Source organism: Micromonospora coxensis, from assembly GCF_900090295.1.
GTDB lineage: Bacteria > Actinomycetota > Actinomycetes > Mycobacteriales > Micromonosporaceae > Micromonospora > Micromonospora coxensis.
Genome location: NZ_LT607753.1, coordinates 1,392,272 through 1,414,668 on the forward strand (window position 1 = coordinate 1,392,272; position 22,397 = coordinate 1,414,668).

Sequence of the window (22,397 nt, forward strand, 5' to 3'; positions counted from 1 at the left end):
TCGCCCCTGTGACACCCGACCGGCAGGCCGGCGCCGTCCGGCACCGCGCGGTAACGGGGCGGTGCGGCGGCGGCCGGATCGGTAGCGTGGGCGGGTGCCACCACAGATCCCCCATCCCGACCCCGGCACACCCGACACCAGGGGCCCGATGTGGTACCTGTGGTGGCTGACCCGCTGCCAGCCGGGGCGGGTGCTGCGCGGCAGCCTGCTCGGCACCGCCTGGATGGTCGGGCTGTCGGCCCGGCCGTACCTGATCTCCCGCGCCGTCGACGACGGGCTGCGCGCCGGTGACACCCGCGCCCTGACCCTGTGGGTGGCGGCGATCGTCGCGGCCGGCGTGGGGCTGGCGTACCTGGGGACGATGCGGCACCGGACGATGACCTTCATCCGCGAGGACGCCAAGGCCCGCTCGGCCGCCGTGGTGCTGCGCCAGTTGTCCCGGCTCGGCGCGGCGCTGCCGCGGCGCACCGCGACCGGCGAGGTGGCCACCGTCGGCGGCACCGACGTCGACCGGACCGGGCAGGTGCTGACGGTGACCGGGCCGGGCGTCGGCGCGGTCGTCGCGTACCTGGTGGTGGCGGTGCTGCTCTGGTCGATCTCGCCCCTGCTGGCGCTCTGCGTGCTCGTCGGCGTGCCGGCGGTCGGGCTGGTGGTGATGCCCCTGCTGCGCCGGCTGGAGCGGGCCGAGTCGGTCTACCGGCAGCAGCAGGGCGCGCTCACCGCCCGCTCCGGTGACATCGTGGCCGGCCTGCGGGTGCTCGCCGGGGTGGGCGGCCGGGCACTGTTCGCCCGCCGGTACGCCGCCCGCTCCCGCGACCTGCTCGTCGAGGGGTACCGGGTCGGCGCGGTGAACAGCTGGATCGACGCGGCGACCGTCGCCCTGCCCGGGCTGTTCCTCGCCGCCGTGGTCTGGCTGGCCGCCCGGATGGCGGCCACCGGGGAGATCACCATCGGCGAGCTGGTCGCCGTGTACGGCTACACCGCGACCCTGGTCGTGCCGGTCTGGTTCCTGCTGGAGGGCGGCCACCAGCTCATCCGGGGACGGGTCGCGGCCCGCCGGATCATCGCCCTGCTCGACGCCCGGCCGGACCGGGTCGACGGCCCGGCGGACGCGCCCCACGACCGGCCCGCGACGCGCGCCCCGGCGGTGCCCGACCCGCGCCGGCCGGACACCGTTCGGCAGCGGCCGATGGCCGCGCCGGACCGACCCGCCGACCTGTACGACCCGGCGAGCGGGCTGACCGTCCCCGCCGGCCGGCTGAGCGCGGTCGCCGGCGCCGACCCGGCCGACGCCGCCGCCCTGGCCGACCGGCTCGGCCGGTACGTCGCCGGCGAGGTCACCTGGGGCGGGGCGCCGCTGACCGGGATCGGACTCGACGAGGTGCGGGCCCGCATCCTGGTTGCCGAGCACGACGCGTACCTGTTCGCCGGCACGCTGCGCGAGCTGCTGCGCGGCGGCCGGCCGGACGGCGACGACGCGGGAATCCTCGCCGCCCTGCACGCCGCGTCGGCCGGGGACGTGCTCGACTCCCTCCCCGACGGCCTCGACACCCGCCTCGACAGCCGGGCCCGGTCCCTCTCGGGTGGGCAGCGGCAACGGATCCGGCTCGCCCGGGCGCTGCTCGCCGACCCGGAGGTGCTGATCCTCGTCGACCCGACCTCCGCCGTGGACGCGCACACCGAGGCCCGCATCGCCGAGCGGTTGCGCGCCGGCCGGGCCGGCCGGACCACCCTCGTGCTCACCACCTCGCCGCTGCTGCTCGGCCACGCGGACACCGTCGCCCACCTGCGCGCCGGCCGGGTCGTCGGCACCGGCACCCACGCCGAACTGCTCGACAACGACCCGGCGTACCGGCGGCTGGTGGCGCGCGACGACGCCGAGCAGGTGCTGCGGTGAGCGGACTGCCGGTGGCCGACCGGGCCGCCGTACGCCGGGCGACCCGGGAGCTGATCGTCGGTGACCGGCGCGCCGTCGCCACCGTGCTGGCGCTGCACACGGCCGCCGCGGTCGCCGGGCTCGCCCCGCCGTGGCTGCTCGGCGCCGTCGTCGACCGGGTGGGCGCCGGGGCCGGCGTCGACGCCGTCGACCGGCTGGCCGTGGCCATCGTCGGCGCGGTGCTCGCGCAGGCGCTGCTGTCCCGTTACGCCCAGTACGCCGGCCACCGCTTCGGTGAGCGGGCCGTGGCCCGACTGCGCGAGGGCTTCGTCGACCGGACGCTGGACCTGCCCGTCTCCGTCGTCGAGCGGGCCGGCTCCGGGGACCTGGCCACCCGCAGTTCGGTCGACGTGTCCACGGTCGGCCTCACCGTCCGGGACGTGGTGCCCACCATGGTCATCGCCTCGGTGCAGCTGGCCCTGCTGTTCGGGGCGGTCTTCCTGCTGCACCCGGTGCTCGGGGTGGCGGCGCTGGCCGGGCTGCCGACGATCGTGCTGGTCACCCGCTGGTACCTGCGTCGGGCCGGCGGGGCGTACCTGGCCGAGGGGGCGGCCGCCGCCGAGCTGACCGAGACGCTGACGAGCACCGCCGAGGGCGCCCGTACGGTGGAGGCGTTCCGCCTCGCCGACGAGCGGATCCGGCACGGCACCGCCCGCATCGCGCGGGTGTGGGCCGCCCGGCGGGCCACCCTCGCGCTGCGGACGGTGTTCTTCTCCACGGTGGAGGCGAGCTATCCGCTGCCCATCGCCGCCGTGCTGCTGGTCGGCGGGGCGCTGCTCGCCCGGGGCGAGGTCACCCTCGGCGCGGTCGTCGCCGCCGCGCTCTACCTGCAACAGGCGATCGACCCGCTGGACCGGATCCTGCAGTGGACCGAGCAGGCGCAGCGCGGGCTCGCCTCCTTCGCCCGGGTGCTCGGCGTCGGCCAGGTCCCTCCGGAGCGGCCCGGCCGCGCCGCCGTGCCGGCGGACGAGCGGCTCGTCGTCCGCGACGCGCGGTTCTCCTACGGCGACGGCCCCGACGTGCTGCACGGCATCGACCTGGAGGTACGCCCCGGCGAGCGGCTCGCCGTCGTCGGCCCGTCGGGCGCCGGGAAGTCCACCCTGGCCCGGCTGCTCGCCGGCATCGACGCGCCCCGGCAGGGCGTGGTCGCCATCGGCGGCTGCCCGGTCACCGACCTCGACCCGGCCGAGCGTCGTCGCCGGATCGCCCTGGTCACCCAGGAGCACCACGTCTTCATCGGCTCGCTGCGCGACAACCTCGCCTTCGCCGCGCCGGACGCCGACGACGACCGGATGCGCGCCGCACTGGCCACCGTGGGCGCCGACTGGCACACCACGCTGCCCGAGGGTCTGGACACGATGCTCGGCGACGGGGCCCGGCAGCTCGGGGCCGCCGAGGCGCAGCAGCTCGCCCTGGCCCGGCTGGTCCTGGCGGACCCGCACACGCTGATCCTCGACGAGGCGACCGCCGCGCTCGACCCGACCACCGCCCGGCGTACCGAGCGGGCCCTCGCGGCCCTGCTCACCGGGCGTACCGTCATCGCGATCGCGCACCGGCTGAACACCGCGCACGACGCCGACCGGGTCGCGGTGCTCGCCGAGGGCCGGATCAGCGAGATCGGCAGCCACGACGAGCTGGTCCGGGCCGGCGGCGCGTACGCCGCCCTCTGGCACTCCTGGCACCACTGACCCCCCCCACCCACCCGCCCCTCCCACCCCGCCACCCGCCCACGCCCCACCCTCGCCCCGCCCACGCCCCGCCCTGTCGAGGGGCCTCTTTCAGAGAAAGAGTGGCTATTCCGCGCGGAATAGCCACTCTTTCTCTGAAAGTGCGGGCTCAGGAGATGGGTGTGGTGGGGGGTTACTTCACGGCGCCGGAGGTGAGGCCGGACTGGATCTGTCGTTGGAAGACCGCGTAGACGAGGATCATCGGGAGGATGGCGATGGTGAGGGCGGCGAAGAGACCGGACCAGTCGGCCTCGTAGCCGGCATTGACCGAGATGTCGGCGATGCCCTGGGTGAGCACCCACTTCTCCTTGGCGTTGGAGAGCAGCACCAGCGGCAGCTGGTACTGCGCCCACTGGCCGATGATGTTGAAGATCGCCACGCTGATCAGGCCCGGCTTCGCCATCGGCAGCATCACCTGGAAGAAGAGCCGGGTGTGCGAGCAGCCGTCGATCATCCCGGCCTCGGCGACCGAGTTCGGCAGCGTCCGGAAGAACGCGGCCAGGAAGAAGATCGTGAACGGCAGCGAGTACGCGATGTAGACCAGGATCACCCCGGTGTGGGTGTCCAGCAGGCCCAGGTTCTTCACCACGAAGAAGAGCGGCACCAGGGCGAGGAAGACCGGGAAGGCCAGCCCCGAGACGAACAGGTAGTAGATCGCCCGGTTGCCCCGGAACTTGTACCGGGCCAGCACGTACGCGGCCATCGAGCCGAGCAGCATGGTGCCGAAGGTGCTGCACGCCACCACGAACACGCTGTTGAGGAAGTACCGGCCGACGTGCGCCTTGGTCCAGGCCCGGCCGAAGTTCTCGAAGCGCAGCTCGGCCGGGAGCGTCCACGGACTGCTGAAGATCTCGCTGGTGTTCTTGAACGCGGCCAGGAACGTCCAGAGGATCGGCACGATGACGATCACCGCCCAGACGGCGAGCGCCACGTGCCCGAGGCCGGCGAAGAGCCGTACCTCCTGGTGCCGGCCCCGGCGGCGGCCCTTCGCCGGGGCGTCCGCGCCCTCCCGGGTGGTGGCCGGGGCCGGCGGCAGCGTCTGCGACGTCATCTCAGTACTCCACGCTTTCCCGCTTGGTCAGCCGCAGCGTCAACGCCGCGAAGGTGATGGTGAGGAAGAACAGCGCCACACCCATCGCCGAGGCGTAGCCGTACTTCGAGTAGACGAAGGCGTTGCGGTAGATCTCCATCGCCAGCACGGTGGTGGCCCCGTCCGGGCCGCCGCTGTCCACCGAGAGGACCGCGACGATGGCGAACGCGTCGAACGCGGCGATGCCGAGGTAGACCCAGGCCACCTGGAGGGTGTCCCAGAGCAGCGGCAGGGTCACCCGGAAGAAGAGGGTCACCCGGGTCGCCCCGTCCATCTCGGCCGCCTCGTAGATCTCGCCGGGGATGGAGGCCATCCCGGCCGAGAAGAGCACCACGTAGAAGCCGACCGCCTGCCAGACCAGCACCGCGATGATCGACCAGAGGGCCAGGTTCGGCCTGATCAGGAAGAGCACCGGGTCGAGACCCAGCTTCATCAGCACGCCGTTGATCAGGCCGGACTCGTTGGGCCGGTAGACCATCTGGAACAGCACCGCGATGATGGCCACCGCCAGGACCTGGGGGAAGAAGAACACCACCCGGTAGAACTTCGACCCGGCGACCCCCTGCCGCTGCCCGCCCACGCTCCGGCCCCCCACGTTGAGCAGGAAGGCGAAGAAGAGCGCGATGGCGATGGTGATCAGCGGCAGGGCAAGCAGCAGTACGCCGTGGTGCTGGACGGCCTTCCAGAAGCTGCCGTCGTCGAGCAGCCTCCGGTAGTTGTCGAAGCCCACCCACTGCGGGGCCGACAGCCCCCGCCAGTTGGTCATCGAGATCTGGAACGCCTGCGCGTACGGCGCGATGACGAAGACCACGTACAGCGTGACCGGGGCGAAGAGGAACCCGATGACGAACGGATACTTGCCGTGCCGCATGACCCCACGCTCCGATCGGTCAGCGCTTGAACTTGGCGACGGAGCTGTCCTTCTTGATCGCGTCGGCGCGCTTCTGGATCCGCTCGCAGAAGGCGTCCGCCTTGATCCGGCCGAACATCAGCTCGTTGGTGGCGGTGCGCGCCTCCGTGTCGAGCTCCTTGTACCAGCCGTCGAAGTACAGGTTGAACACGTCCTGGCCGGCGGCCTTGAGCGCGGCCTGGGAGCTGGCCACGCCGGGCGGGAAGGCGAAGCCCTCGCTGCCGGCGGTGACCACGGTCGGGGCCTTGACCACCTCGGTGAAGCCCTTCGCGCCGGCCACCGAGAGCATCTGGCGCATGTACTCCAGGCCGCCACGCGGGTTCTTCGACTTCGCCGAGACGAAGTAGCCCTCACCGGCGGTGGCCCGCACCGCGGTGGCCGGCAGCTTGTCCGAGGCGGACAGGCTCGGCACCGGCATGAGCTGGTACTCGAAGCCGGCCGGGGTGTCCTTCTTCTGCTCACCCTCCAGCCAGTCGCCGCTGGGGTAGAAGGCCAGCTTGTACTGGTTCTGCCGCAGCTGAACGTCGGTGTGCTTGAGCCCCTCGAAGCTCTTGTCGACGTACTTGGCGCCGATCTCGGCCCACGCCGCGGCGGCCTGCTTGACGGCGTCCTGCTGCCAGGCGCCGTCCTCCAGGTTGTCGATGTTCTTGAGCACGTCGGTGCCGCCGATCTTCGCGGCGTGGGTGAGGATCACGTTCCACTGGTAGTAGGCGGCGTTCGCCCCGGCGTAGCCGTACGGGGTGATGCCCTTGGCCTTGATCTTGTCGAGCAGGGCGGTGAACTCCGACCAGGTCTTCGCCGGGGCCCAGCCGTTGTCCCGGAACAGCTTGCCGGAGTACCAGATGCCGAAGACCGTGGAGACGTAGTAGAGGACGTACGGCTTGCCGTTGAACGAGCCGGCCTCGACCGTGCCGGGGACGACGGTGTCGCGGACCTTCTTGTTCGGGTCGTCGACCGACGGGGCGTCCCACAGCTCGGTGAGGTCCATCAGCTGGCCGTCGGCGACCAGCGAGCCGAAGTCGATCAGCTTCTCGCCGGAGTTGTTGACGAACTCCGGCGGGTTGCCCGAGGCGAACCGCGGCTGGAGCACGGTGGAGACCGCCTGGGTGGACTGGTGCTTGATCTCCGCCTTGGGGAACGCCTTCTTGTACAGCGGCTCGTGCACGTCGGTGGCGTACTTCTCGCCGTAACCGCCGTTGAAGATGACCACCTCCAGCGGGGCGTCGTCCTTGACGCCGAGCGGGTTGGCAGCGCTCTTGGTGCCCTCCTCCGCCTTGCTGGCGCCCTCGTCGGAGCCGCTGGTCGCGCAGGCGCCGAGCAGGCTGACCGCCGGGGTGGCGAGCAGGCCCGCCGCGGCGGCGCGGCCGAGCAGGGTACGGCGGTTCAGCTCGGCCGGGTTGCCGGGGGTAATCGACATCGTCGTCTCTCCTTGTGTGTTCGGGTCAGGCGGTGCGCCGGAGACGTCCGGCGTACCGCGACTCGAGGGCGTGGTTGTGCGCGTCCCCACCGGGGACGTTGGCGGAGAGGTAGATAGGGGGTACCTCTCCGGCCTGGTGGAACCGTCGTACGACCTCCGCCGTCACCAACTGCGCCAGCAGCGCCGCGGTGACCGAGGAGACCGCACAGACCGCGCCGCCGCCCTCCAGCGGCAGCAGTGCGTCGCCGTACGGCGCGCCGTTGTCCAGCACGACGTCGGCGAGATCGGCGAGCCGGTGACCGGACGGGTGCCGTGGGGCGACCCGTGCGGTGTGGGCGACCGAGGTGACCGCGATGAGCGGATGTCCGTGTTCCCGGACCAGCAGCGCCAGCTCGACCACCGAGCCGTTGATGCCGGACTGGGAGGCGACCAGGAAGACGTCGGCGGGCTGCGCCCCGGCCAGCGGGTACAGCTCGTGCGCCACGGCCGGGTCGCGTTCCAGCTTCGGGTCGGCGAGCACGTCGCGGGGCGCGTCGCCGTGCAGGACCAGATCGTGCAGGGAGAGCCGGTTGGTGGGGACCAGCCCGCCGGCCCGGGCGACCAGTTCGGCGGCGAACGCCTCGGAGTGCCCGGCGCCGAAGGCCTGGAGCACGCCGCCGGCGCGCAGGCTGGTCACGATGAGGTCGGCGGCCCGGCCGATCTCCTCGGTCTGCGACTCGACCACCCGGTCGAGGACGGGGCGGACGGCCTCGGCGTACCCCTGGGCGCTGATCATGAGGCTCCCTTCGCGGCCTTGTGCCCGTCGACGGCCTGGGCGGTACGCCGGAAGGCCGCGTGGGCGCGGTCGTGGGTGCGCTGCGCCACGGCGATGTAGAGCAGGTCAAGCACGACGAGCTGGGGGTGCCGGGCGGAGAGCGCGTCCGGCCGGAAGGTGGTGGCCTGGCTGGCGGTGAGCAGCACGATGTCGGCCAGTTCCGCCAGCGGGGAGCGGGGGAAGCCGGTCAGCGCCACGGTGGTGGCGCCCCGGCTGCCCGCCTCGGCGAGCATCTCGATGGTCTCCCGGGTCTGCCCGGTGTGCGAGATGCCCAGCGCGACGTCCCCCGTGCCGAGCAGGGCGGCGCTGGCCAGCCCCTCGTGCACGTCGCTCCAGGCCCAGGCGGCCACCCCGATGCGGTGCAGGCTGAACTGCATCTCCTCGCCGACCAGGGCGCTGCCGCTGGCGCCGAAGATGTTGACCCGGGCGGCCCCGGCGATGGCGACCGCGGCGCGCTCCACCTCGACGAGGTCGAGCAGGGCGGCGGTGTCGTGCATGGCCCGGGTGTCGGCGGCGATGATCTGGCCGAGCACCCGTTGCAGCGGGTCCCCCGGCTGGATCTCCCGCCCGATGTCGACCGTCCAGCCGGCGGACCGGGCCCGGCCGGTCTCCGAGGCGATGCCCAGGCGCAGGTCGGCGTAGCCGTCGAAGCCCATCGCCCGGCAGAACCGGGTGATGGTGGCCGGCGAGGTGCCGCTGCGCTCGGCGAGTTCCACGATGGTCGCCCGGGCGGCCGCCTCGGGATCGCTGAGCACGTGCTCGGCGACCCGGCGCAGCGCTCCGGTCAGCTCTCCCGCACCGGCCCGGACCCGGGCCAGCACCCCGTCGACGCCCCGTCGGTCGACCGTGTCGGCGTCGACCACCGCGGTCCCCGCGGAAGTGTCCACCTCGTGATCCACCATCGGACGCCTTTCGGAAAGACTGTTAACTGTTAGTGGTAAAAGTTCTTACTGAAGGGCCCTCCGTGTCAAGGCCGTGGGCGAAGTTTTCAAACTGTTACCTGGCGCACACCCGCCGACCGAGCCGCCGATCTTGCCCGAGGAGGCGTGGCCGACCAGCATGAACAGGTCCGCACCGCCGCACCGGGAGGGCCCGTGAGCATGTCCGACACCGTGGTGGTCGGTCTCGACGTCGGGGGCACGTCCACCCGCGCGGCGGCGCTGACGCTGACCGGGGAACGCCTCGGCAGCGGCCGGGGTGGTGGCGGCAACCCGACCAGCCACGGGGCCGAGCGGGCCGCCGCCGAACTGCTGACCGCGCTGCGCGGCGCGCTCGCCGGGGTCGATCCCGCCCGGGTACGCGCCGGCACCATCGGCCTGGCCGGAGCGGCGCGGCTGCTGGCCGACCCGGCCGGGCGGGCCGCCTTCGACCGGGCGTGGGCACAGGCCGGGCTGCGCTGCCCGTACGCGGTGCACGGCGACGCCCTCGTCGCGTACGCCTCGGGCACCGCCGCCGCCGACGGCACCGTGCTGATCGCCGGCACCGGTGCGATCGCCGCCCAAGTGCGCGACCTGCGGCTGGACCGGGTCGCCGATGGGCACGGCTGGCTGCTCGGCGATGCCGGCTCCGGCTTCTGGCTGGGCCGCGAAGCCGTCCGTCACCTGTTGGCCGACCTCGACCGGGGGTCTGCGCCCGGCCCGCTCGGCGCGCGGGTGCTCACCGAACTGCTCGGCTCCGCCGAGGTGGCCCCCCGCCCCCGGGACACCGTCGACACCCTGGTCCAGGCGGTGACCCGGCAGGCCCCGGTCGAACTGGCCCGGCTCGCGCCACTGGTGGTCACCGCGGCGGTCGAGGGTGAGCCGGCGGCGGTGGACCTGATCGGGCAGGCCGCCGCGCACCTGGCGGAGAGCGCGTCCCGGATCCGGCCCGCCGGGGCGGCCGCGCCGATCGTGCTCGGCGGCGGGCTGCTCACCGGGGACACCCCGCTCGCGGCGGCGGTCCGCGCCGAGGCGCGGCGGCGGTGGCCGGACGCGCCGGTGCGCACCGCCGGGGACGGGGCCGCCGCGGCCGCCTGGCTCGCCGCCCGGGACCTCCCCGAGGTCACCGACCCGGCGGCCCTGCACGCCCTCCTGGTTCCCGCGACCGCCTGAGCACGCCGACCGCCGCCGGCCCGTGCCGTCGCGCGCGGACTCCGGCCGGCACGGAGCGGTCCGCCCGGAGCACCTGATCGTTTCCGGACCAGGTAGCGGTGGGTTACTTGAGCTGGCCGGCGGTGAGGCCGGACTGCACCTGCCGCTGGAAGGCGACGTAGACGGCGAGCACCGGCAGCACCGCGATGCTCAGCCCGGCGAAGAGCCGGGCGTAGTCGCCGGCGTAGCCCTGGCTGACCGAGAGGGCGAAGAGGCCCTGGGCGAGCACCCACTTCGACTCGTCGCCCTGCATCAGCACCTGCGGCAGCAGGAACTGGTTCCAGTGGCTGAGGAAGTTGAAGATCGCGACGCTGATCAGTCCCGGACGGGCCATCGGCAGCATCACCCGGAAGAAGAGCCGGAAGTGGCCGCAGCCGTCCACCATCGCCGCCTCCGCCACCGTGGTCGGCAGGGTGCGGAAGAACGCGGTCAGGAAGAAGACCGTGAACGGCAGCGAGTACGCCGCGTACACCAGGATCAGACCGGTCCAGGTGCCGAAGAGGCCGGCGTTGCGGACCACGAAGAAGAGCGGCACCAGGGCGAGGAAGACCGGGAACATCAGCCCGCCGACGAACAGGTAGTAGACGAACTGCCGGCCGCGGAACTCGTACCGGGCGAAGACGTACGCCGCGGTGGCGCCCGCCAGCATGGTGAGCGAGACCGAGCCGGCGACCACGACCAGGCTGTTCAGGAAGTACCGGCCGATGTGCGCCCCGGTCCAGGCCCGGGCCCAGTTGTCCCAGCGCAGGGTCTCCGGCAGCCCCCACGGGTCGGCCAGGATCTCGCCGTTGCTCTTGAACGAGCTGAGGAACATCCACACCAGCGGCAGCACGGTCAGCGCGGCCCAGAGCAGCAGGAAGCCGTGCGAGAGGACGTTGGCCACGCCGAGTTCCCGGCGTACCGGCCGGTCGGCGGCCCGGGCGGCCGGGGCCGTGACGGCGACGGCGTCGTCCAGAGTGGTCATGAGTACTCGATCCGGTCGCGTCGGCCCAGGCGCAGCGAGAGCGCCGCCACCGACAGGGTCAGGAAGAACATCACCACGCCGATCGCCGAGGCGTAACCGAACTTGGTCTCGCTGCCGAACGCGGTGTCGTACATCCGCACGCCGATCACGTCGGTGGAGAAGTTCGGCCCGCCGTTGGTCATCAACTGCACGAGGATGAAGCCGTCGAGGGCGAAGATGGCCAGGTACACCCAGGCGACCTGGACGGTGTCCCAGAGCAGCGGGAGGGTGACCCGGCGCAGCGTGGTCAGCCGGGACGCCCCGTCGAGCATGACCGCCTCGTAGATCTCCCTCGGCACCGCCGACATGGCCGCGCCGAACAGGACCACGTAGAAGCCGACGTTGCTCCACACCATCACCGCCAGCACGCACCAGAAGGCGGTGCGCGGGTCGCCGAGCCAGGTGGGCGAGCCGAGCCCGAGGGCGTGCAACGCGCTGGTGAGCAGGCCCTTGTTGGGGTGGTACACCTCCTTCCACAGCAGCGCGATGATCACCACGGAGAGCACCTGCGGGAAGAAGTAGACGGTGCGGTAGAGCGCGCTGCCCCGTACGCCGGTGACCCCGGCCCGGCCCCGGCGGCCACCCATGTTGAGCATGGTGGCGAAGAAGAGCCCGAGCACGATGGTCAGCACCGGCACCAGGGCCAGCAGGATCGCGTTGTTCTTCAGCGCGTTCCAGACGTAGTCGTCGCGCCACAGCGCCCGGAAGTTCGCCAGCCCGACGGAGTCGGCCTCGGCGGAGTAGCCGAGCCAGTCGGTGGTGGAGATCTGGAACGCCTGCAGGTACGGCGAGACGACGAAGACGACGTAGAGCAGCACCGGCGGCACCAGGAAGGTGACGATCAGCGGGTACTTGCCATGTCTCACGATGGGTCCACCTCCCGGCGGTGGCCGGTGGGGACGGTTGGCCCGCCCCCACCGACCGGTGGTCACGCGGTCCGCTTGTACTTCTTGACCGAGTTGTCCTGGGCGATCGAGTCGGCGCCCTTCTGGCACTGGTCGAGGAACTCGGCGGGACCGATCCGGCCGCTGAAGAACTCGCCGCAGGCCGCGTCGACGAGGTTGCGCTCCAGCTTGCGGTAGTAGTTGTTGTAGACCCAGTTGAAGCCGTTGGACCCGGACGCCTCCAGCGCCTTGACCACGGTGTTCAGCCCGTACGGCAGGTCGACGCCCTCGGTGGAGCCGGCGACCACGGTGAGGCTGGAGACCTTGCGGGTGAAGTCCTGCGCGCCCTTCTTCGACAGCATCACCCGGAAGTACTCCAGGCCACCGGCGAGGTTCTTCGCCTTGGCCGGCACCATGAACGGCTCGCCGGCGGTGCCCCGGATCGCCTCGAACGGCAGCTTGTCGCCGCTGCCGAGGCTCGGGGTGGGCTGCACGGTCATGTCGAAGCCGGCCGGGGTGACGTCCTTCTGCTCGCTCTCCAGCCAGGAGCCGCAGGAGATGAAGGCGGCCTTGCCCTGGCACCAGGCGGTCTGCGACTGCTTGTGGTCCAGGCCGGGCGAGCCCTCCAGGATGTACTTGTCCTTGACGATCTGGTGCCAGGCGTCGGCGGCGGCCTTCATCGCGTCGGACTTCCAGGCGTTCGGCTCCAGGTTGTCGATCGCGGTGGCGACGGACGGCCCGCCGAACTTGATCGCGGTGGCGATCAGCGGCCAGCTCATGTAACGCGGGTGCAGGCCCGCGTACGTCCAGGGGGCGATGCCGGCGGCCTTGATCTGCTTGCAGAGCGCGATGTGCTCGTCCCAGGTCTTCCCGTACTGCCAGCCGCGCTCGGTGAAGAGCTTGGTGGAGTGCCAGATGCCGTAGACGGTGTAGGTGTAGTTGAGCACCAGGAACCGGCCGTCGTACGAGCCGACCTCGACCGCGCCGGGCAGCAGGGTGTCCTTGACGGTCTTGCCGGGGATGTCGAGGCTGGGGGCGGCGAGCAGTTCGCCGAGGTCGGCGACGGCGTTCTGGGAGACCAGGCCGTTGAAGTCGATCTGCCCGGCGCCGGAGTTGTTGACCACGTCGGGCGGGGTGCCGTCGACGAAGCGCGGCTGGAGGGTCTTGCTGATCTCCTGGGTGGCGGAGTGCTTGATCTCGGCCTTCGGGTACTTCTCCCGGTACATGGCCTCGTGCGCCTTGGCGTACTCCTCGCCGAAGCCGCCGTTGAAGATCACCACGTCGAGCGGGGCGTCCTCCTTGACGCCCAGCGGGTTCTGGGCGCTCTTGGTGCCCTGGTAGGTGCCGCCGGTGTTCTTGTCGCCGCCACCGCCGGTGGCGCAGCCGGCGAGCAGGCCGGCGGCGGGGGTGGCCAGCAGGCCCGCGGCGGCGGTACGACGCAGGATGTCACGCCTGTTCATCAGCTCTCCTCGGTAGGGGGAAGGGCGGAGCACCGGTGCAGGGGTGGTGTCCGCCGCGCGAGGCACGTTGATTGTCTTCAGTTCACGTGGTGTTGCTGAAGAATTTCTACGGCAGGAGCGCGTGGACTTCAAGACCCGTGGCCGAACCGTTGTCACCACCGGCCACCCCGCGCTGGCATAGCCTGGGCCCATGCGCCGCCTGGCCCAGCTCGCCGAGCGCACCCCGGCTGGCCGGGAACGCTACGTCGACCTGCTCCGGGCGGTCGCCATCGCCATGGTCGTCATCGGTCACTGGGCGGTCACCGTCATCGGCGAGGACGCCACCGGCCGGCCCACCGGGCGCTCCGCCCTGCCCGAGCTGCCGTGGGCGTACCCGCTGACCTGGGCGGCCCAGGTCATGCCGGTCTTCTTCCTGGTGGGCGGGTTCGCCAACGCCGCCTCGCTGACCGCCCGCCGGGCCCGGGGCGGGGACGCCGCCGGCTGGCTGCTGGACCGGGCCGCCCGGCTGCTGCGCCCCACCACCGCGCTGCTGCTGGTGCTCACCGGCGGCGCCGCGGTGGCCTCGCTGGCCGGGGCGGACGCCACGCTGGTGCGTACCGTCGTCTGGTTCGCCACCATCCCGCTCTGGTTCCTCGCCGCCTACCTGCTGGTGGTGCCCCTGACCCCGGCCATGTACGCGCTGCACCGGCGCTTCGGCCTGCTGGTGCCCGTCGCGCTGGCGGTCCTCGTCGCAGCCGGCGACGTCGGGCGGACGCTCGGCCCGGCGGAGCTGGCCGTGCCGAACTACCTCTTCGGCTGGCTCGCCGTCCACCAGCTCGGCTTCGCCTGGCACGACGCCCGCACCCCGCCCCCGGCCCCTGCGCACGACGACTCCCCCGGCTCGCGACCCGAGGGACCACGACACGACGTACCCGCGCACGACGGCCCCGGACAGGCCGGCCCGGGACAGGACGGCCCCGGACAGGACGGATCCCGGCACGACGGCCCCGGACAGGACGGATCCCGGCACGACGTACCCGCGCACGACGGCCCCGGGCACGCGGGACCCGGGCACGACGGATCCCGGCACGACGGCCGGCGCGGCCTGCGGTCGCGGCGGTTGCCGATGTCCCGGCGGGCCGGCGGGGTGGCGCTGCTCGGCGGGCTGGCCGCGACGGTGCTGCTGACCACCGTCGGCCCGTACCCGGTGGCCATGCTCAACGTGCCCGGTGAGCGGCTGGACAACGCCGCCCCGCCCAGCCTGGCCCTGCTCACCCTGACCGTCGCCCAGCTCGGGCTGATCCTGCTGCTGCGCGGCCCGGCCGAGCGGTGGTTGCACCGGCCACGCCCGTGGCAGGCGGTGATCGCGGTGAACGCGGTGGTGCTCACCGTCTTCCTGTGGCACCTGACCGCCGCGATCCTGCTGGTCGGCGCACTCGACGCGGCGGGGCTGCTGCCCACCCCGGCGGCCGGGTCGGCGGCCTGGCTGGCCTGGCGGCTGCCGTGGGTGCTCCTGCTGACCGTGGTGCTGGCCGTCCTGGTCGCCGTCTTCGGTCCGGTCGAGGCCGGTACCCGCGCCACCCGCCCCGGCCGCGGCACGCCGGCCGAGCAGCCCCGGGGAGCCGGGCGGTCGGCGGCCGTGCGGGGCGCGCTGGCCGCCGTCGGTTTCGCCGCCGTGGTGTACGCCCTGGTGGGCAACGCGCAGACGCCGAGGGCGGCCCCGGAGCCCCTCGGGGTGCCGGTGGCCGCCCTGCTGGCGTACCTGGCCGGGGCGGGTCTGCTGCGGCTGCTCAGGTCTGCGTGGGGAAGCCGAGGTTGACCCCGCCGTGGCGCGGGTCGAGCCAGCGGCTGGTGACCACCTTGCCCCGGGTGAAGAAGCGCACCCCGTCCTCGCCGTGCGCGTGCAGGTCGCCGAAGAGGGACGCCTTCCACCCGCCGAACGAGTAGTACGCCATCGGCACCGGGATCGGCACGTTGATCCCGACCATGCCGACCTCCACCTCGTGCTGGTAGCGCCGGGCGGCGCCCCCGTCGTTGGTGAAGATCGCCGTGCCGTTGCCGTACGGGTTGGCGTTGACCAACTCGACCGCCTCGTCGTACGAGCCGACCCGCAGGACACTGAGCACCGGGCCGAAGATCTCGTCGGTGTAGATCGACATGTCGGGGGTGACGTGGTCGAAGAGGGTCGGGCCGAGCCAGTAGCCGCCCGGCTCGCCGTCCGGGGTGACGTCCCGCCCGTCGACCACCGCCACCGCGCCGGCGGCCACCCCCGCCTCGACGTACCCGCGCACCCGCTCGGCGTGCGCGGCGGTGACCAGCGGACCCATGTCGCAGCCACGCCGGCCGTCGCCGGTGCGCAGCCCGGCCATCCGCACGGCGATCCTGGCGACCAGGGCGTCGGCGACCGGCTCGACCGCGACCAGCGCGGAGACCGCCATGCACCGCTCCCCCGCCGAGCCGAAGCCCGCGTTGACCGCCGCGTCGGCGGCCAGGTCCAGGTCGGCGTCCGGAAGCACCACCATGTGGTTCTTCGCCCCGCCCAGCGCCTGCACCCGCTTGCCGGCCAGCGCGGCGCGCCGGTGCACGTGCCGGGCGACCGGGGTGGAGCCGACGAACGACACCGCCTTGACGCCGGGGTGGTCGAGCAGCGCGTCGACCGCCTCGGCGTCGCCGTTGACGACGTTGAGCACCCCGTCGGGCAGGCCCGCCTCGGCGAACCACTCGGCGAGCAGCAGCGCCGCGCTCGGGTCCTTCTCGCTGGGCTTGAGCACCACCGCGTTGCCGCAGGCCACCGCGACCGGCACGAACCACAGCGGCACCATCACCGGGAAGTTGAACGGCGAGATCACCGCGACCACGCCGAGCGGCTGGCGGATGCTGTACGAGTCGACCTCGGTCGAGACGTTCTCGCTGAACCCGCCGCGCAGCGCCGAGGCGATGCCGCAGGCGTACTCGATGACCTCCAGGCCGCGCTGCACCTCGCCGGCGGCGTCGGCGAGCACCTTGCCGTGCTCGGCGGTGATCACCTCGGCGAGCCGGTCGCGCCGGGCGGCGACCAGCTCGCGGAAGGCGAAGAGCACCGCCGTCCGCCGGGCCAGGGAGGCGTCCCGCCAGCCACGCGCGGCCCGCTCGGCGGACTCGACCGCCGCCGCGACGTCCGCGGCGCAGGCCAGCTCCACCTGACCGGTACGCCGTCCGGTGGCCGGGTCGAAGACGTCGCCGCGCCGCGCCGACGATCCGGAGATCCGCTTGCCGTCGACGAAGTGCCCGATGAGGGTCATGCCCCCACCGCCTGGGCGGCGCAGGAGCGGATCGCGTCGACGAGGACGGCCAGCCCTTCGCGGGCCTCGTCCTCGGTCAGGGTCAGCGGCGGACCCATCCGCAGCACGTTGCCGTGCAGGCCGCCCTTGCCGACCAGCAGGCCACCGGCCCGGCACGCCTCCAGGACCCGGGTGGCCAGCGCCGGGTCGGGCTCGGCCGTGCCGGGACGGACGAACTCGACGGCGAGCATCAGGCCCTTGCCGCGCACCTCGGCGACCCGGTCGAGGTCGGCCGTGGCGGCGCGCAGCCCGTCGGCGAGGATCGCGCCGACCCGGGCCGCGTTGGCCTGCAGGTCGTGGTCGCGCAGGTAGTCCAGCACGGCGTTGCCGGCGGCGGTGGAGACCGGGTTGCCGCCGAAGGTGCAGAAGCTGATCGCCGGCACCGACTCCAGCACCTCGGCGCGGCCGACGACCCCGGCCAGGGCGAACCCGTTGCCGATGCCCTTGGCGAAGGTGAGCAGGTCGGGCGTGACCCCGTGCGCCTGGTAGCCCCAGAAGTGCTCGCCGGTCCGGCCCCAGCCGGTCTGCACCTCGTCGGAGATCAGCAGGATGCCGTGCTCGTCGAGGACCTTCTTCCAGGCGGCGAAGAGCCCGTCCGGCGGGGCGACGAAGCCGCCGACGCCCTGGATCGGCTCGGCGATCAGGCAGGCCACGTCACCGGCGGTCTGGGTGGCGAGCACCTCGCGCAGGTCCTCCACCGCCGCGTCGATCCGGTCGGCCTCGGGCAGCCGGGCGAGCAGCCCGCGCAGCCGGTCCCCGGAGTGCAGCCAGGCCACCTGGAGCGGGTTGAGCGCGCTGGCCGACCAGCTCCGGTTGCCGGTGACGCCCATCGTCGCGTACGACCGGCCGTGGTAGCTGTTGCGCACCGCCAGGATCTGCGACGAGCGGCGGTGGTTGGTGGCGAACAGCAGCGCCGCCTCGTTCGCCTCGGTGCCCGAGTTGGCGAAGAACACCCGGGCGTCCGGGATGCCGGAGAGCCGGGCGATCCGCTCGGCCAGTTCGACCTGCTGGCGGATCAGGTACAGCGTGGAGCTGTGCACGATGCCGGTGCGGATCTGCCGCTCGACCGCGTCGCGGATCTCCGCGATGTCGTACCCGATCATCGAGGTCAGCACGCCGCCGAAGAAGTCCAGGTAGGTGCGGCCCTGCGCGTCGGTCACCCGTCGGCCCGAACCGGAGACCAGCTCGATCGGCTCGGCGTAGTAGAGCGGCATCCAGGACGGGAGCACGGCCCGGTGTCGGGCCAGCAGGTCGTCGGAGGTCATCGTCGCACCCTTCAGCGGCGGCGGTTTCGCGTTCCCCGCACGCTTCCACCGCCGGGTGGCCGGAACAACTGTCACTGTGTAGCCGACCGGAGGTGCCGGCCTGACAGCGCGTCAACCCCCATCGCCACGATTTCCGTGCCATCGGCCGTCGTGTGTCGATCTTCTCCGCACCGATTCGGCGTCGTCGCCGCGTGATCCGTAGCGCATGGTCGCCGCGCGCCGGTCCGCCGTGGCGTCGCCGGCACGCCGCCGCGTCACCGGTTGGACCGCCCCGACGACGCGCGGCAGGTGCAGGGCGATCGACACCAGCGCGAAGGCGGCCCAGCCGGCGACCAGGGCGGCGGCGGGTGAGACGTCCTGGAGGTAGTGGTACCCGGTCAGGAACCCCACCAGCGCCAGGCTGTTGCGGGCGAAGTGCCGGCTGAAGGCGACCAGGTGGCGACGGGCCTCGACGGCCACCAGCACACCGGCGTACGGGAAGGTCACCACCATCCCGCGCAGCAGCTCACCGAGGAGCCCGGTGAGCACCGCCCCGGCGAAGATCACCACCAGCTTGACCGGGGCGGGAAGGCCGTCCCGGCCGGCGGCCTCCGGCTCCCTGACGGCGGGGCCGGCGGCGCGGGCCCGGCGGCGCAGCACCAGCATCGCCACCGTCCAGAGCGCCAGCACGGCGGCCAGGGCCGGTTCGAACGGGATCGGGACGGCCAGCAGGCCGACGCTCACCGCCACGTACGCGCCGATCCCGGCCAGGTCGGCGAGCAGGACGGGCCAGCGCAGCCGCCGGTGGGTCAGCGCCACGGTGCCGAAGAAGAGGTTCAGCCCGAGCACACCCAGCACCTGGGCGCCGTCCACCCGGTGACCCGTGGTGACCAGGGCGAGGGTCATCGGCAGCGGCAGGCTGTAGACGAAGGCCCGCAGCCGCACCGAGCGGATCACGCTGACCGCCCACACCACGGCGGTCACCAGGAGCACGGCGGCCCAGGTCATGGCCGCTCCGTCTCCACCGCCCCGTCGCCGGCGCGGTCAGTTCCGGAAGGTCGCGGCGGCGGCGCACTGGTCGAAGACGCGGGTGAGGCGGTCCACGTCGGCCCGATCCACCGAGAACCGGTTCTCGGTGATCTCCCCGTGCGCGCTCATCCTGGCCTCCCAGCAGCTCGCGCCGTCCCAGAGGGTCAGGTTGACGTGCAGGTGCGGGCCGACCACGCCCAGCGGCAGCAACCCGACCCGCACCCCGGCGCGACGCTGGGTCTCCACCAACTCGGACAGCTCGTCGGTCAGGGTGGCGTGGACGAAGACCCGGGTGATCCGGACGCCGCGCCGCAGGGCGGCCAGGTTGGCCTCCCAGTAGCGCCGTCCGATGTCGCTGTACCACCAGCTCAGCTCCCCGCTGGCCCGGGGCGTCACGTTGGTCAGCCCGGACATCCGCCGGACGCAGTCCCGGGTGGCGCCCATCAGGTCCTCGTCGTCGTCCCCGGGCCGGATGATCCGGCCGGCGGCGAGCTGCTCGGCCTCGACACGGAACTGTTCGTAACGGCGCTGCGCCTCGGCCGCGACCCGGGTCTCGGCGTGCCGCTCGACCGCCTCCCGCACGGCGGCGACGATCTGCGGCGTGCCCTGCACCAGCCAGGGCGGCCCGTCCAGCAGGGTACGCAGGTGGAAGCGGCGCTCCGCCCGGGCCAGCGAGTCCACCAGCAGCGAGATGGTGATCCCCATCAGCCCGGCCAGCAGCGACTCCACCCCGGTGGCCGCGTTGGTGAGGTCGAGCGTGACGGAGAGCGCGATCGACAGCGAGATGCCCACCAGCGCCACCGGGTCGGTGTGCGCGACCAGCCTGACCAGCCCGCCGGCGGACCGGACCCGCCGCTCGGCCCCGCGACCCAGCACCTCACCGGTCATCGTCACCCTCCGATCCGTGATGTGTCCTCAGCGTAGTGACGGTCCACAACGACCGGCCGTCGCTGCCGGTCGGCGGGCCCGGCGGCCGGTACGATCCGGCGGGTGCGGATCGCGGGGGTGGCGCTGCCGACCGGGCGGGCACGGGCGAGCGCCGACGAGATCGCGGTCGGCGTCCGGGCCTGGGTGGACTCCCCGCCGCTGCGCACCCTGGTCGACCGGTTCGGCGGCGACTGGCCGGCCGGTGACCTGGCGGTGGTGCTGGCCGCGCTGGACGACTTCTCCGCCCGGCACTGGGACTTCCGGGGCGGGCGGGAACGCCCCGAGGCCCGCGAGCCGGCCCTCGACCCGACGACCGCCGCCCTGGTGCTGGCCGCGGCCGAGGCGCTCGGCCTGGTCCGTCCCGCCCCGCCCGCCGACCCCCGCTACGCCCACCTGGTGGTGCTCGGCGGGCTGGCCCACGCCTGCCTGCGGCGCGTCCGGTACGCCGCGCACCTGCTGCGGCACGGCCCGTCGGTGACCGGTGAGGTCGCCGTGCTGGGCAGCTTCCGGCCGCTGTCCGAGGTGGAGCGGGGCGTGCTGGCCACGGCCGGGCTGACCGGCGACACCGAGGTCGACGTGCTCGACGCGGCGGTGCGACGGGTGTTCGGGGTGACCGCGCCGGCCGCGCAGGACGGGCACGACGGGGGCCATCCGCACCACCGGTGGTCCTCGCGGACCTACCGGCCGTCGGGGCTGCCGCCGGTGCGGGTGCTCGCCGCGCCGTCGAGCGAGCCCGCGCTGCGCCGGGCGCACACCGCCGACACCCAACGGTTCTGGGCCGGGCACGTCGTCCTGCGCCCCGGTGACCCGGTGCTGATGGTGACCGCGCCGATCTACGTGCCGTTCCAGCACTGCGACGCGCTGCGCACCCTCGCGGTGCCGTACGGCTGCGGCATCGACACGGTCGGCGTCGACCCGGCCCTGCCCGACCTGACGGCGCTGCCCGAGCCGGCCCTGACCCCCGGGCGGTACCTGCAGGAGATCCGCTCGGCGATCCGGTCGATGCGGGCCCTGCACGCCGTGCTGGGCTGAGCCGTCGCTGCTCCGGCGCGGCGAGCCCGCCGCCGGGCCGACCACGGCCTCGCCGTGACCGGCCCGGACGGTGACGGCCGGACGGTGACGGCCGGACGGGCCGGGGCCCGGGCGGAGCGGCGTGACGGCCGGTCAGCCGGCGGCGGTGTCCCGGACGGCCTGGGCGAAGACCTCCGAGCGGTGCTCGAAGTTGCGGAACCGGCCGTAGCTGGGCGCGGCCGGCGAGAGCAGCACCACCCCGCCGGCCGGGGTCACCTGCCGGGCCAGCCGGACGGCGTCGGCCAGGTCGTCCACCGTCTCGGTACGCACCTTCGGCAGCCCGGCGAGCGCCTCGACGATGCGGGGGCCGCTGTCCGGGATGCCGATCACGGTGATCTCCCGCTCGGCCAGGTGCTCGGCCAGCGGCGTGTAGTCCAGGCCCCGGTCGGTGCCCCCGACGATCACCGTCAACGGCCGCCCCTCGTACGCGTCGATCGCGTGCATGGCCGCGTACGGGCTGGTGGCGAGGGTGTCGTCGACGAAGGTCAGGCCGGACGGGTCGACGATCTCGGTGAGCCGGTGGGCCAGCCCCTGGAACCCGGCGACCGCCACCGCCAGGGTGTCCCGGCGGGCGACCACGTCGACGCCGACCGCGTCGAGCACGGCGAGCGCCACGCACAGGTTGCCCTCGTTGTGCCGGCCCACCAACGGCAGCACCGCGCGCGGGAAGAGCGGCCGGTCGGCGAGGTGGAACCAGTCGGCGCCGTCGGGGCCGGGCGCCACGTGCGCGGTGTCCGGCCGGCCCGCGCGCACCGCCGCCCGGTCGCCCAGTTCCAGGGCGAGGCGCGGGTCGGCGCCGTTGACCACCACGGTGCGCGGGCCGTACGCGAGCAGGTTCAGCTTGTCCCGGTAGTACTCGGCCTCGCCGCCGTGCGCGTCCAGGTGCTCGGGGAAGAGCGCGGTGACCACCGCGACCCGGGGCGAGTCGGTCAGGTCGCTGCACTGGTAGCTGGACAGCTCCAGCACGTACAGCTCCGCCTCGGGCAGGTCGAGCGTGGGTACGCCGATGTTGCCGCCGAGCACGTTGGGCCGGTCGACCGCGGCCAGCAGGTGGCTGATCAGGCTGGACGTGGTGCTCTTGCCCTTGCTGCCGGTGACCCCGATGGTCCGGTCGGCGTGGTCGGCCATCCAGAGCGCGGTGCCCTGGGTGACGGGCACCCCGCGTCGGCGCAGCTCGACCATCCAGGGGTGGGTGCTCGGCACGCCCGGGGAGCGGATCACCACGTCGGCGGCGGCCAGCCGGTCGAAGGCGTCCTCCCCGGTGACCAGCGGCGCGGCCTCGGCGAGCGGCCCTTCCCAGGGCAGGGTGAGGAAGTTGGCGCTGTCGTCGACGGCGACCAGGTCGGCCGGGCCGTGCGCGGCGACGGCGGTCACGGCGGCGCGGCCCTCACGGCCGGCCCCCCAGACGGCGACTCGACGTCCGCGCAGGTCAGACAGGCGCACAAGCTCTCCTCAGG

18 protein-coding genes are annotated in these 22,397 nt (G+C 73.4%); 5 read left to right on the top strand and 13 right to left on the bottom strand.

All coding sequences use genetic code 11. The annotated features are described in order from the left end of the window. The first annotated feature begins 148 nt into the window (after positions 1-148). Complete coding sequence (locus GA0070614_RS06130) at positions 149-1,897, top strand: ABC transporter ATP-binding protein (protein ID WP_088975037.1); 1,749 nt, start codon at positions 149-151, stop codon at positions 1,895-1,897. Continuing rightward, a complete protein-coding gene (locus GA0070614_RS06135) occupies positions 1,894-3,624 on the top strand; it encodes an ABC transporter ATP-binding protein (protein ID WP_088975038.1) in 1,731 nt (576 codons plus the stop codon). Before GA0070614_RS06130 ends, GA0070614_RS06135 begins: the two co-directional genes overlap by 4 nt. A 172-nt stretch (positions 3,625-3,796) precedes the next feature. Here GA0070614_RS06135 and GA0070614_RS06140 read toward each other — a convergent pair whose 3' ends face one another. Genes GA0070614_RS06140 through GA0070614_RS06160 form a run of 5 tightly spaced genes read right to left on the bottom strand, consistent with a single transcriptional unit; the run spans position 3,797 to position 8,796 of the window. Then, positions 3,797-4,714 (bottom strand): carbohydrate ABC transporter permease, encoded by a 918-nt coding sequence (locus tag GA0070614_RS06140; RefSeq protein WP_088975039.1) that lies wholly within the window; start codon positions 4,712-4,714, stop codon positions 3,797-3,799. Between the two features lies 1 nt (position 4,715). Beyond that, positions 4,716-5,624, bottom strand: coding sequence for a carbohydrate ABC transporter permease (locus tag GA0070614_RS06145; RefSeq protein ID WP_088975040.1), 909 nt, complete (start codon positions 5,622-5,624; stop codon positions 4,716-4,718). A gap of 19 nt (positions 5,625-5,643) precedes the next feature. After that, positions 5,644-7,080 carry an N-acetylglucosamine/diacetylchitobiose ABC transporter substrate-binding protein gene (gene ngcE / locus GA0070614_RS06150; protein ID WP_088975041.1) on the bottom strand — a complete coding sequence of 479 codons (1,437 nt, stop codon included), beginning with the start codon at positions 7,078-7,080 and terminating at the stop codon, positions 5,644-5,646. 25 nt (positions 7,081-7,105) lie between these two features. After that, positions 7,106-7,855 (bottom strand): sugar isomerase domain-containing protein, encoded by a 750-nt coding sequence (locus tag GA0070614_RS06155; RefSeq protein WP_088975042.1) that lies wholly within the window; start codon positions 7,853-7,855, stop codon positions 7,106-7,108. Continuing rightward, complete coding sequence (locus tag GA0070614_RS06160) at positions 7,852-8,796, bottom strand: MurR/RpiR family transcriptional regulator (RefSeq protein WP_088975043.1); 945 nt, start codon at positions 8,794-8,796, stop codon at positions 7,852-7,854. The genes GA0070614_RS06155 and GA0070614_RS06160 overlap by 4 nt, the downstream gene beginning before the upstream one ends. A gap of 198 nt (positions 8,797-8,994) precedes the next feature. Here GA0070614_RS06160 and GA0070614_RS06165 point away from each other — a divergent pair, with 198 nt between their 5' ends. Then, positions 8,995-9,984 (top strand): N-acetylglucosamine kinase, encoded by a 990-nt coding sequence (locus tag GA0070614_RS06165; RefSeq protein ID WP_088975044.1) that lies wholly within the window; start codon positions 8,995-8,997, stop codon positions 9,982-9,984. Positions 9,985-10,087: 103 nt separating this feature from the next. On the opposite strand, the gene GA0070614_RS06170 is transcribed toward GA0070614_RS06165, so the two are convergent. The 3 genes from GA0070614_RS06170 to ngcE (GA0070614_RS06180) all read right to left on the bottom strand — a co-directional run bounded on the left by GA0070614_RS06170 (position 10,088) and on the right by ngcE (GA0070614_RS06180) (position 13,370). Then, on the bottom strand, positions 10,088-10,987 hold the full coding sequence (locus GA0070614_RS06170) for a carbohydrate ABC transporter permease (RefSeq protein WP_088975045.1): 900 nt from the start codon (positions 10,985-10,987) through the stop codon (positions 10,088-10,090). Further along, entirely contained in the window at positions 10,984-11,892 is a 909-nt protein-coding gene (locus tag GA0070614_RS06175; protein ID WP_088975046.1) for a carbohydrate ABC transporter permease, read from the bottom strand. Before GA0070614_RS06175 ends, GA0070614_RS06170 begins: the two co-directional genes overlap by 4 nt. A 62-nt stretch (positions 11,893-11,954) precedes the next feature. Further along, complete coding sequence (gene ngcE, locus GA0070614_RS06180; protein WP_088975047.1) at positions 11,955-13,370, bottom strand: N-acetylglucosamine/diacetylchitobiose ABC transporter substrate-binding protein; 1,416 nt, start codon at positions 13,368-13,370, stop codon at positions 11,955-11,957. A gap of 190 nt (positions 13,371-13,560) precedes the next feature. Between ngcE (GA0070614_RS06180) and GA0070614_RS31010 the strand changes: the two genes are divergently transcribed. Next, positions 13,561-15,168, top strand: coding sequence for an acyltransferase family protein (locus GA0070614_RS31010; protein ID WP_231933556.1), 1,608 nt, complete (start codon positions 13,561-13,563; stop codon positions 15,166-15,168). Here GA0070614_RS31010 and GA0070614_RS06190 read toward each other — a convergent pair. The 4 genes from GA0070614_RS06190 to GA0070614_RS06205 form a co-directional block, all read right to left on the bottom strand. Then, positions 15,140-16,630 carry a CoA-acylating methylmalonate-semialdehyde dehydrogenase gene (locus GA0070614_RS06190; protein WP_088975048.1) on the bottom strand — a complete coding sequence of 497 codons (1,491 nt, stop codon included), beginning with the start codon at positions 16,628-16,630 and terminating at the stop codon, positions 15,140-15,142. The two genes, GA0070614_RS31010 and GA0070614_RS06190, sit on opposite strands and share 29 nt — an antisense overlap. Beyond that, positions 16,627-17,934, bottom strand: coding sequence for an aspartate aminotransferase family protein (locus GA0070614_RS06195; protein WP_088975049.1), 1,308 nt, complete (start codon positions 17,932-17,934; stop codon positions 16,627-16,629). Before GA0070614_RS06195 ends, GA0070614_RS06190 begins: the two co-directional genes overlap by 4 nt. Before the next feature lie 111 nt (positions 17,935-18,045). Then, positions 18,046-18,921: a hypothetical protein gene (locus GA0070614_RS06200; protein WP_088975050.1), complete on the bottom strand. Its 876-nt coding sequence runs from the start codon at positions 18,919-18,921 to the stop codon at positions 18,046-18,048. Positions 18,922-18,957: 36 nt separating this feature from the next. Continuing rightward, on the bottom strand, positions 18,958-19,836 hold the full coding sequence (locus tag GA0070614_RS06205) for a hypothetical protein (RefSeq protein ID WP_157744949.1): 879 nt from the start codon (positions 19,834-19,836) through the stop codon (positions 18,958-18,960). 96 nt (positions 19,837-19,932) lie between these two features. On the opposite strand from GA0070614_RS06205, the gene GA0070614_RS06210 reads away from it, so the two are divergent. Continuing rightward, positions 19,933-20,901 carry a hypothetical protein gene (locus GA0070614_RS06210; protein WP_231933557.1) on the top strand — a complete coding sequence of 323 codons (969 nt, stop codon included), beginning with the start codon at positions 19,933-19,935 and terminating at the stop codon, positions 20,899-20,901. 132 nt (positions 20,902-21,033) lie between these two features. Here GA0070614_RS06210 and murD read toward each other — a convergent pair whose 3' ends face one another. Then, the gene (murD, locus tag GA0070614_RS06215) at positions 21,034-22,383 is read right to left on the bottom strand and encodes a UDP-N-acetylmuramoyl-L-alanine--D-glutamate ligase (RefSeq protein WP_088975052.1); all 1,350 of its coding nucleotides are present in this window, start codon (positions 22,381-22,383) and stop codon (positions 21,034-21,036) included. Between the last annotated feature and the right edge of the window lie 14 nt (positions 22,384-22,397).

What these genes read in the sequence shown, in the direction of transcription:
- GA0070614_RS06170 (WP_088975045.1), bottom strand. Translation starts at nt 10,987, where the DNA reads ATGACCACTCTGGACGACGCCGTCGCCGTCACGGCCCCGGCCGCCCGG.
- GA0070614_RS06145 (WP_088975040.1), bottom strand. Translation starts at nt 5,624, where the DNA reads ATGCGGCACGGCAAGTATCCGTTCGTCATCGGGTTCCTCTTCGCCCCG.
- GA0070614_RS31010 (WP_231933556.1), top strand. Translation starts at nt 13,561, where the DNA reads ATGCGCCGCCTGGCCCAGCTCGCCGAGCGCACCCCGGCTGGCCGGGAA.
- GA0070614_RS06165 (WP_088975044.1), top strand. Translation starts at nt 8,995, where the DNA reads ATGTCCGACACCGTGGTGGTCGGTCTCGACGTCGGGGGCACGTCCACC.
- GA0070614_RS06200 (WP_088975050.1), bottom strand. Translation starts at nt 18,921, where the DNA reads ATGACCTGGGCCGCCGTGCTCCTGGTGACCGCCGTGGTGTGGGCGGTC.
- GA0070614_RS06195 (WP_088975049.1), bottom strand. Translation starts at nt 17,934, where the DNA reads ATGACCTCCGACGACCTGCTGGCCCGACACCGGGCCGTGCTCCCGTCC.
- GA0070614_RS06130 (WP_088975037.1), top strand. Translation starts at nt 149, where the DNA reads ATGTGGTACCTGTGGTGGCTGACCCGCTGCCAGCCGGGGCGGGTGCTG.
- GA0070614_RS06190 (WP_088975048.1), bottom strand. Translation starts at nt 16,630, where the DNA reads ATGACCCTCATCGGGCACTTCGTCGACGGCAAGCGGATCTCCGGATCG.
- GA0070614_RS06140 (WP_088975039.1), bottom strand. Translation starts at nt 4,714, where the DNA reads ATGACGTCGCAGACGCTGCCGCCGGCCCCGGCCACCACCCGGGAGGGC.
- GA0070614_RS06155 (WP_088975042.1), bottom strand. Translation starts at nt 7,855, where the DNA reads ATGATCAGCGCCCAGGGGTACGCCGAGGCCGTCCGCCCCGTCCTCGAC.
- ngcE (WP_088975041.1), bottom strand. Translation starts at nt 7,080, where the DNA reads ATGTCGATTACCCCCGGCAACCCGGCCGAGCTGAACCGCCGTACCCTG.
- ngcE (WP_088975047.1), bottom strand. Translation starts at nt 13,370, where the DNA reads ATGAACAGGCGTGACATCCTGCGTCGTACCGCCGCCGCGGGCCTGCTG.
- GA0070614_RS06160 (WP_088975043.1), bottom strand. Translation starts at nt 8,796, where the DNA reads ATGGTGGATCACGAGGTGGACACTTCCGCGGGGACCGCGGTGGTCGAC.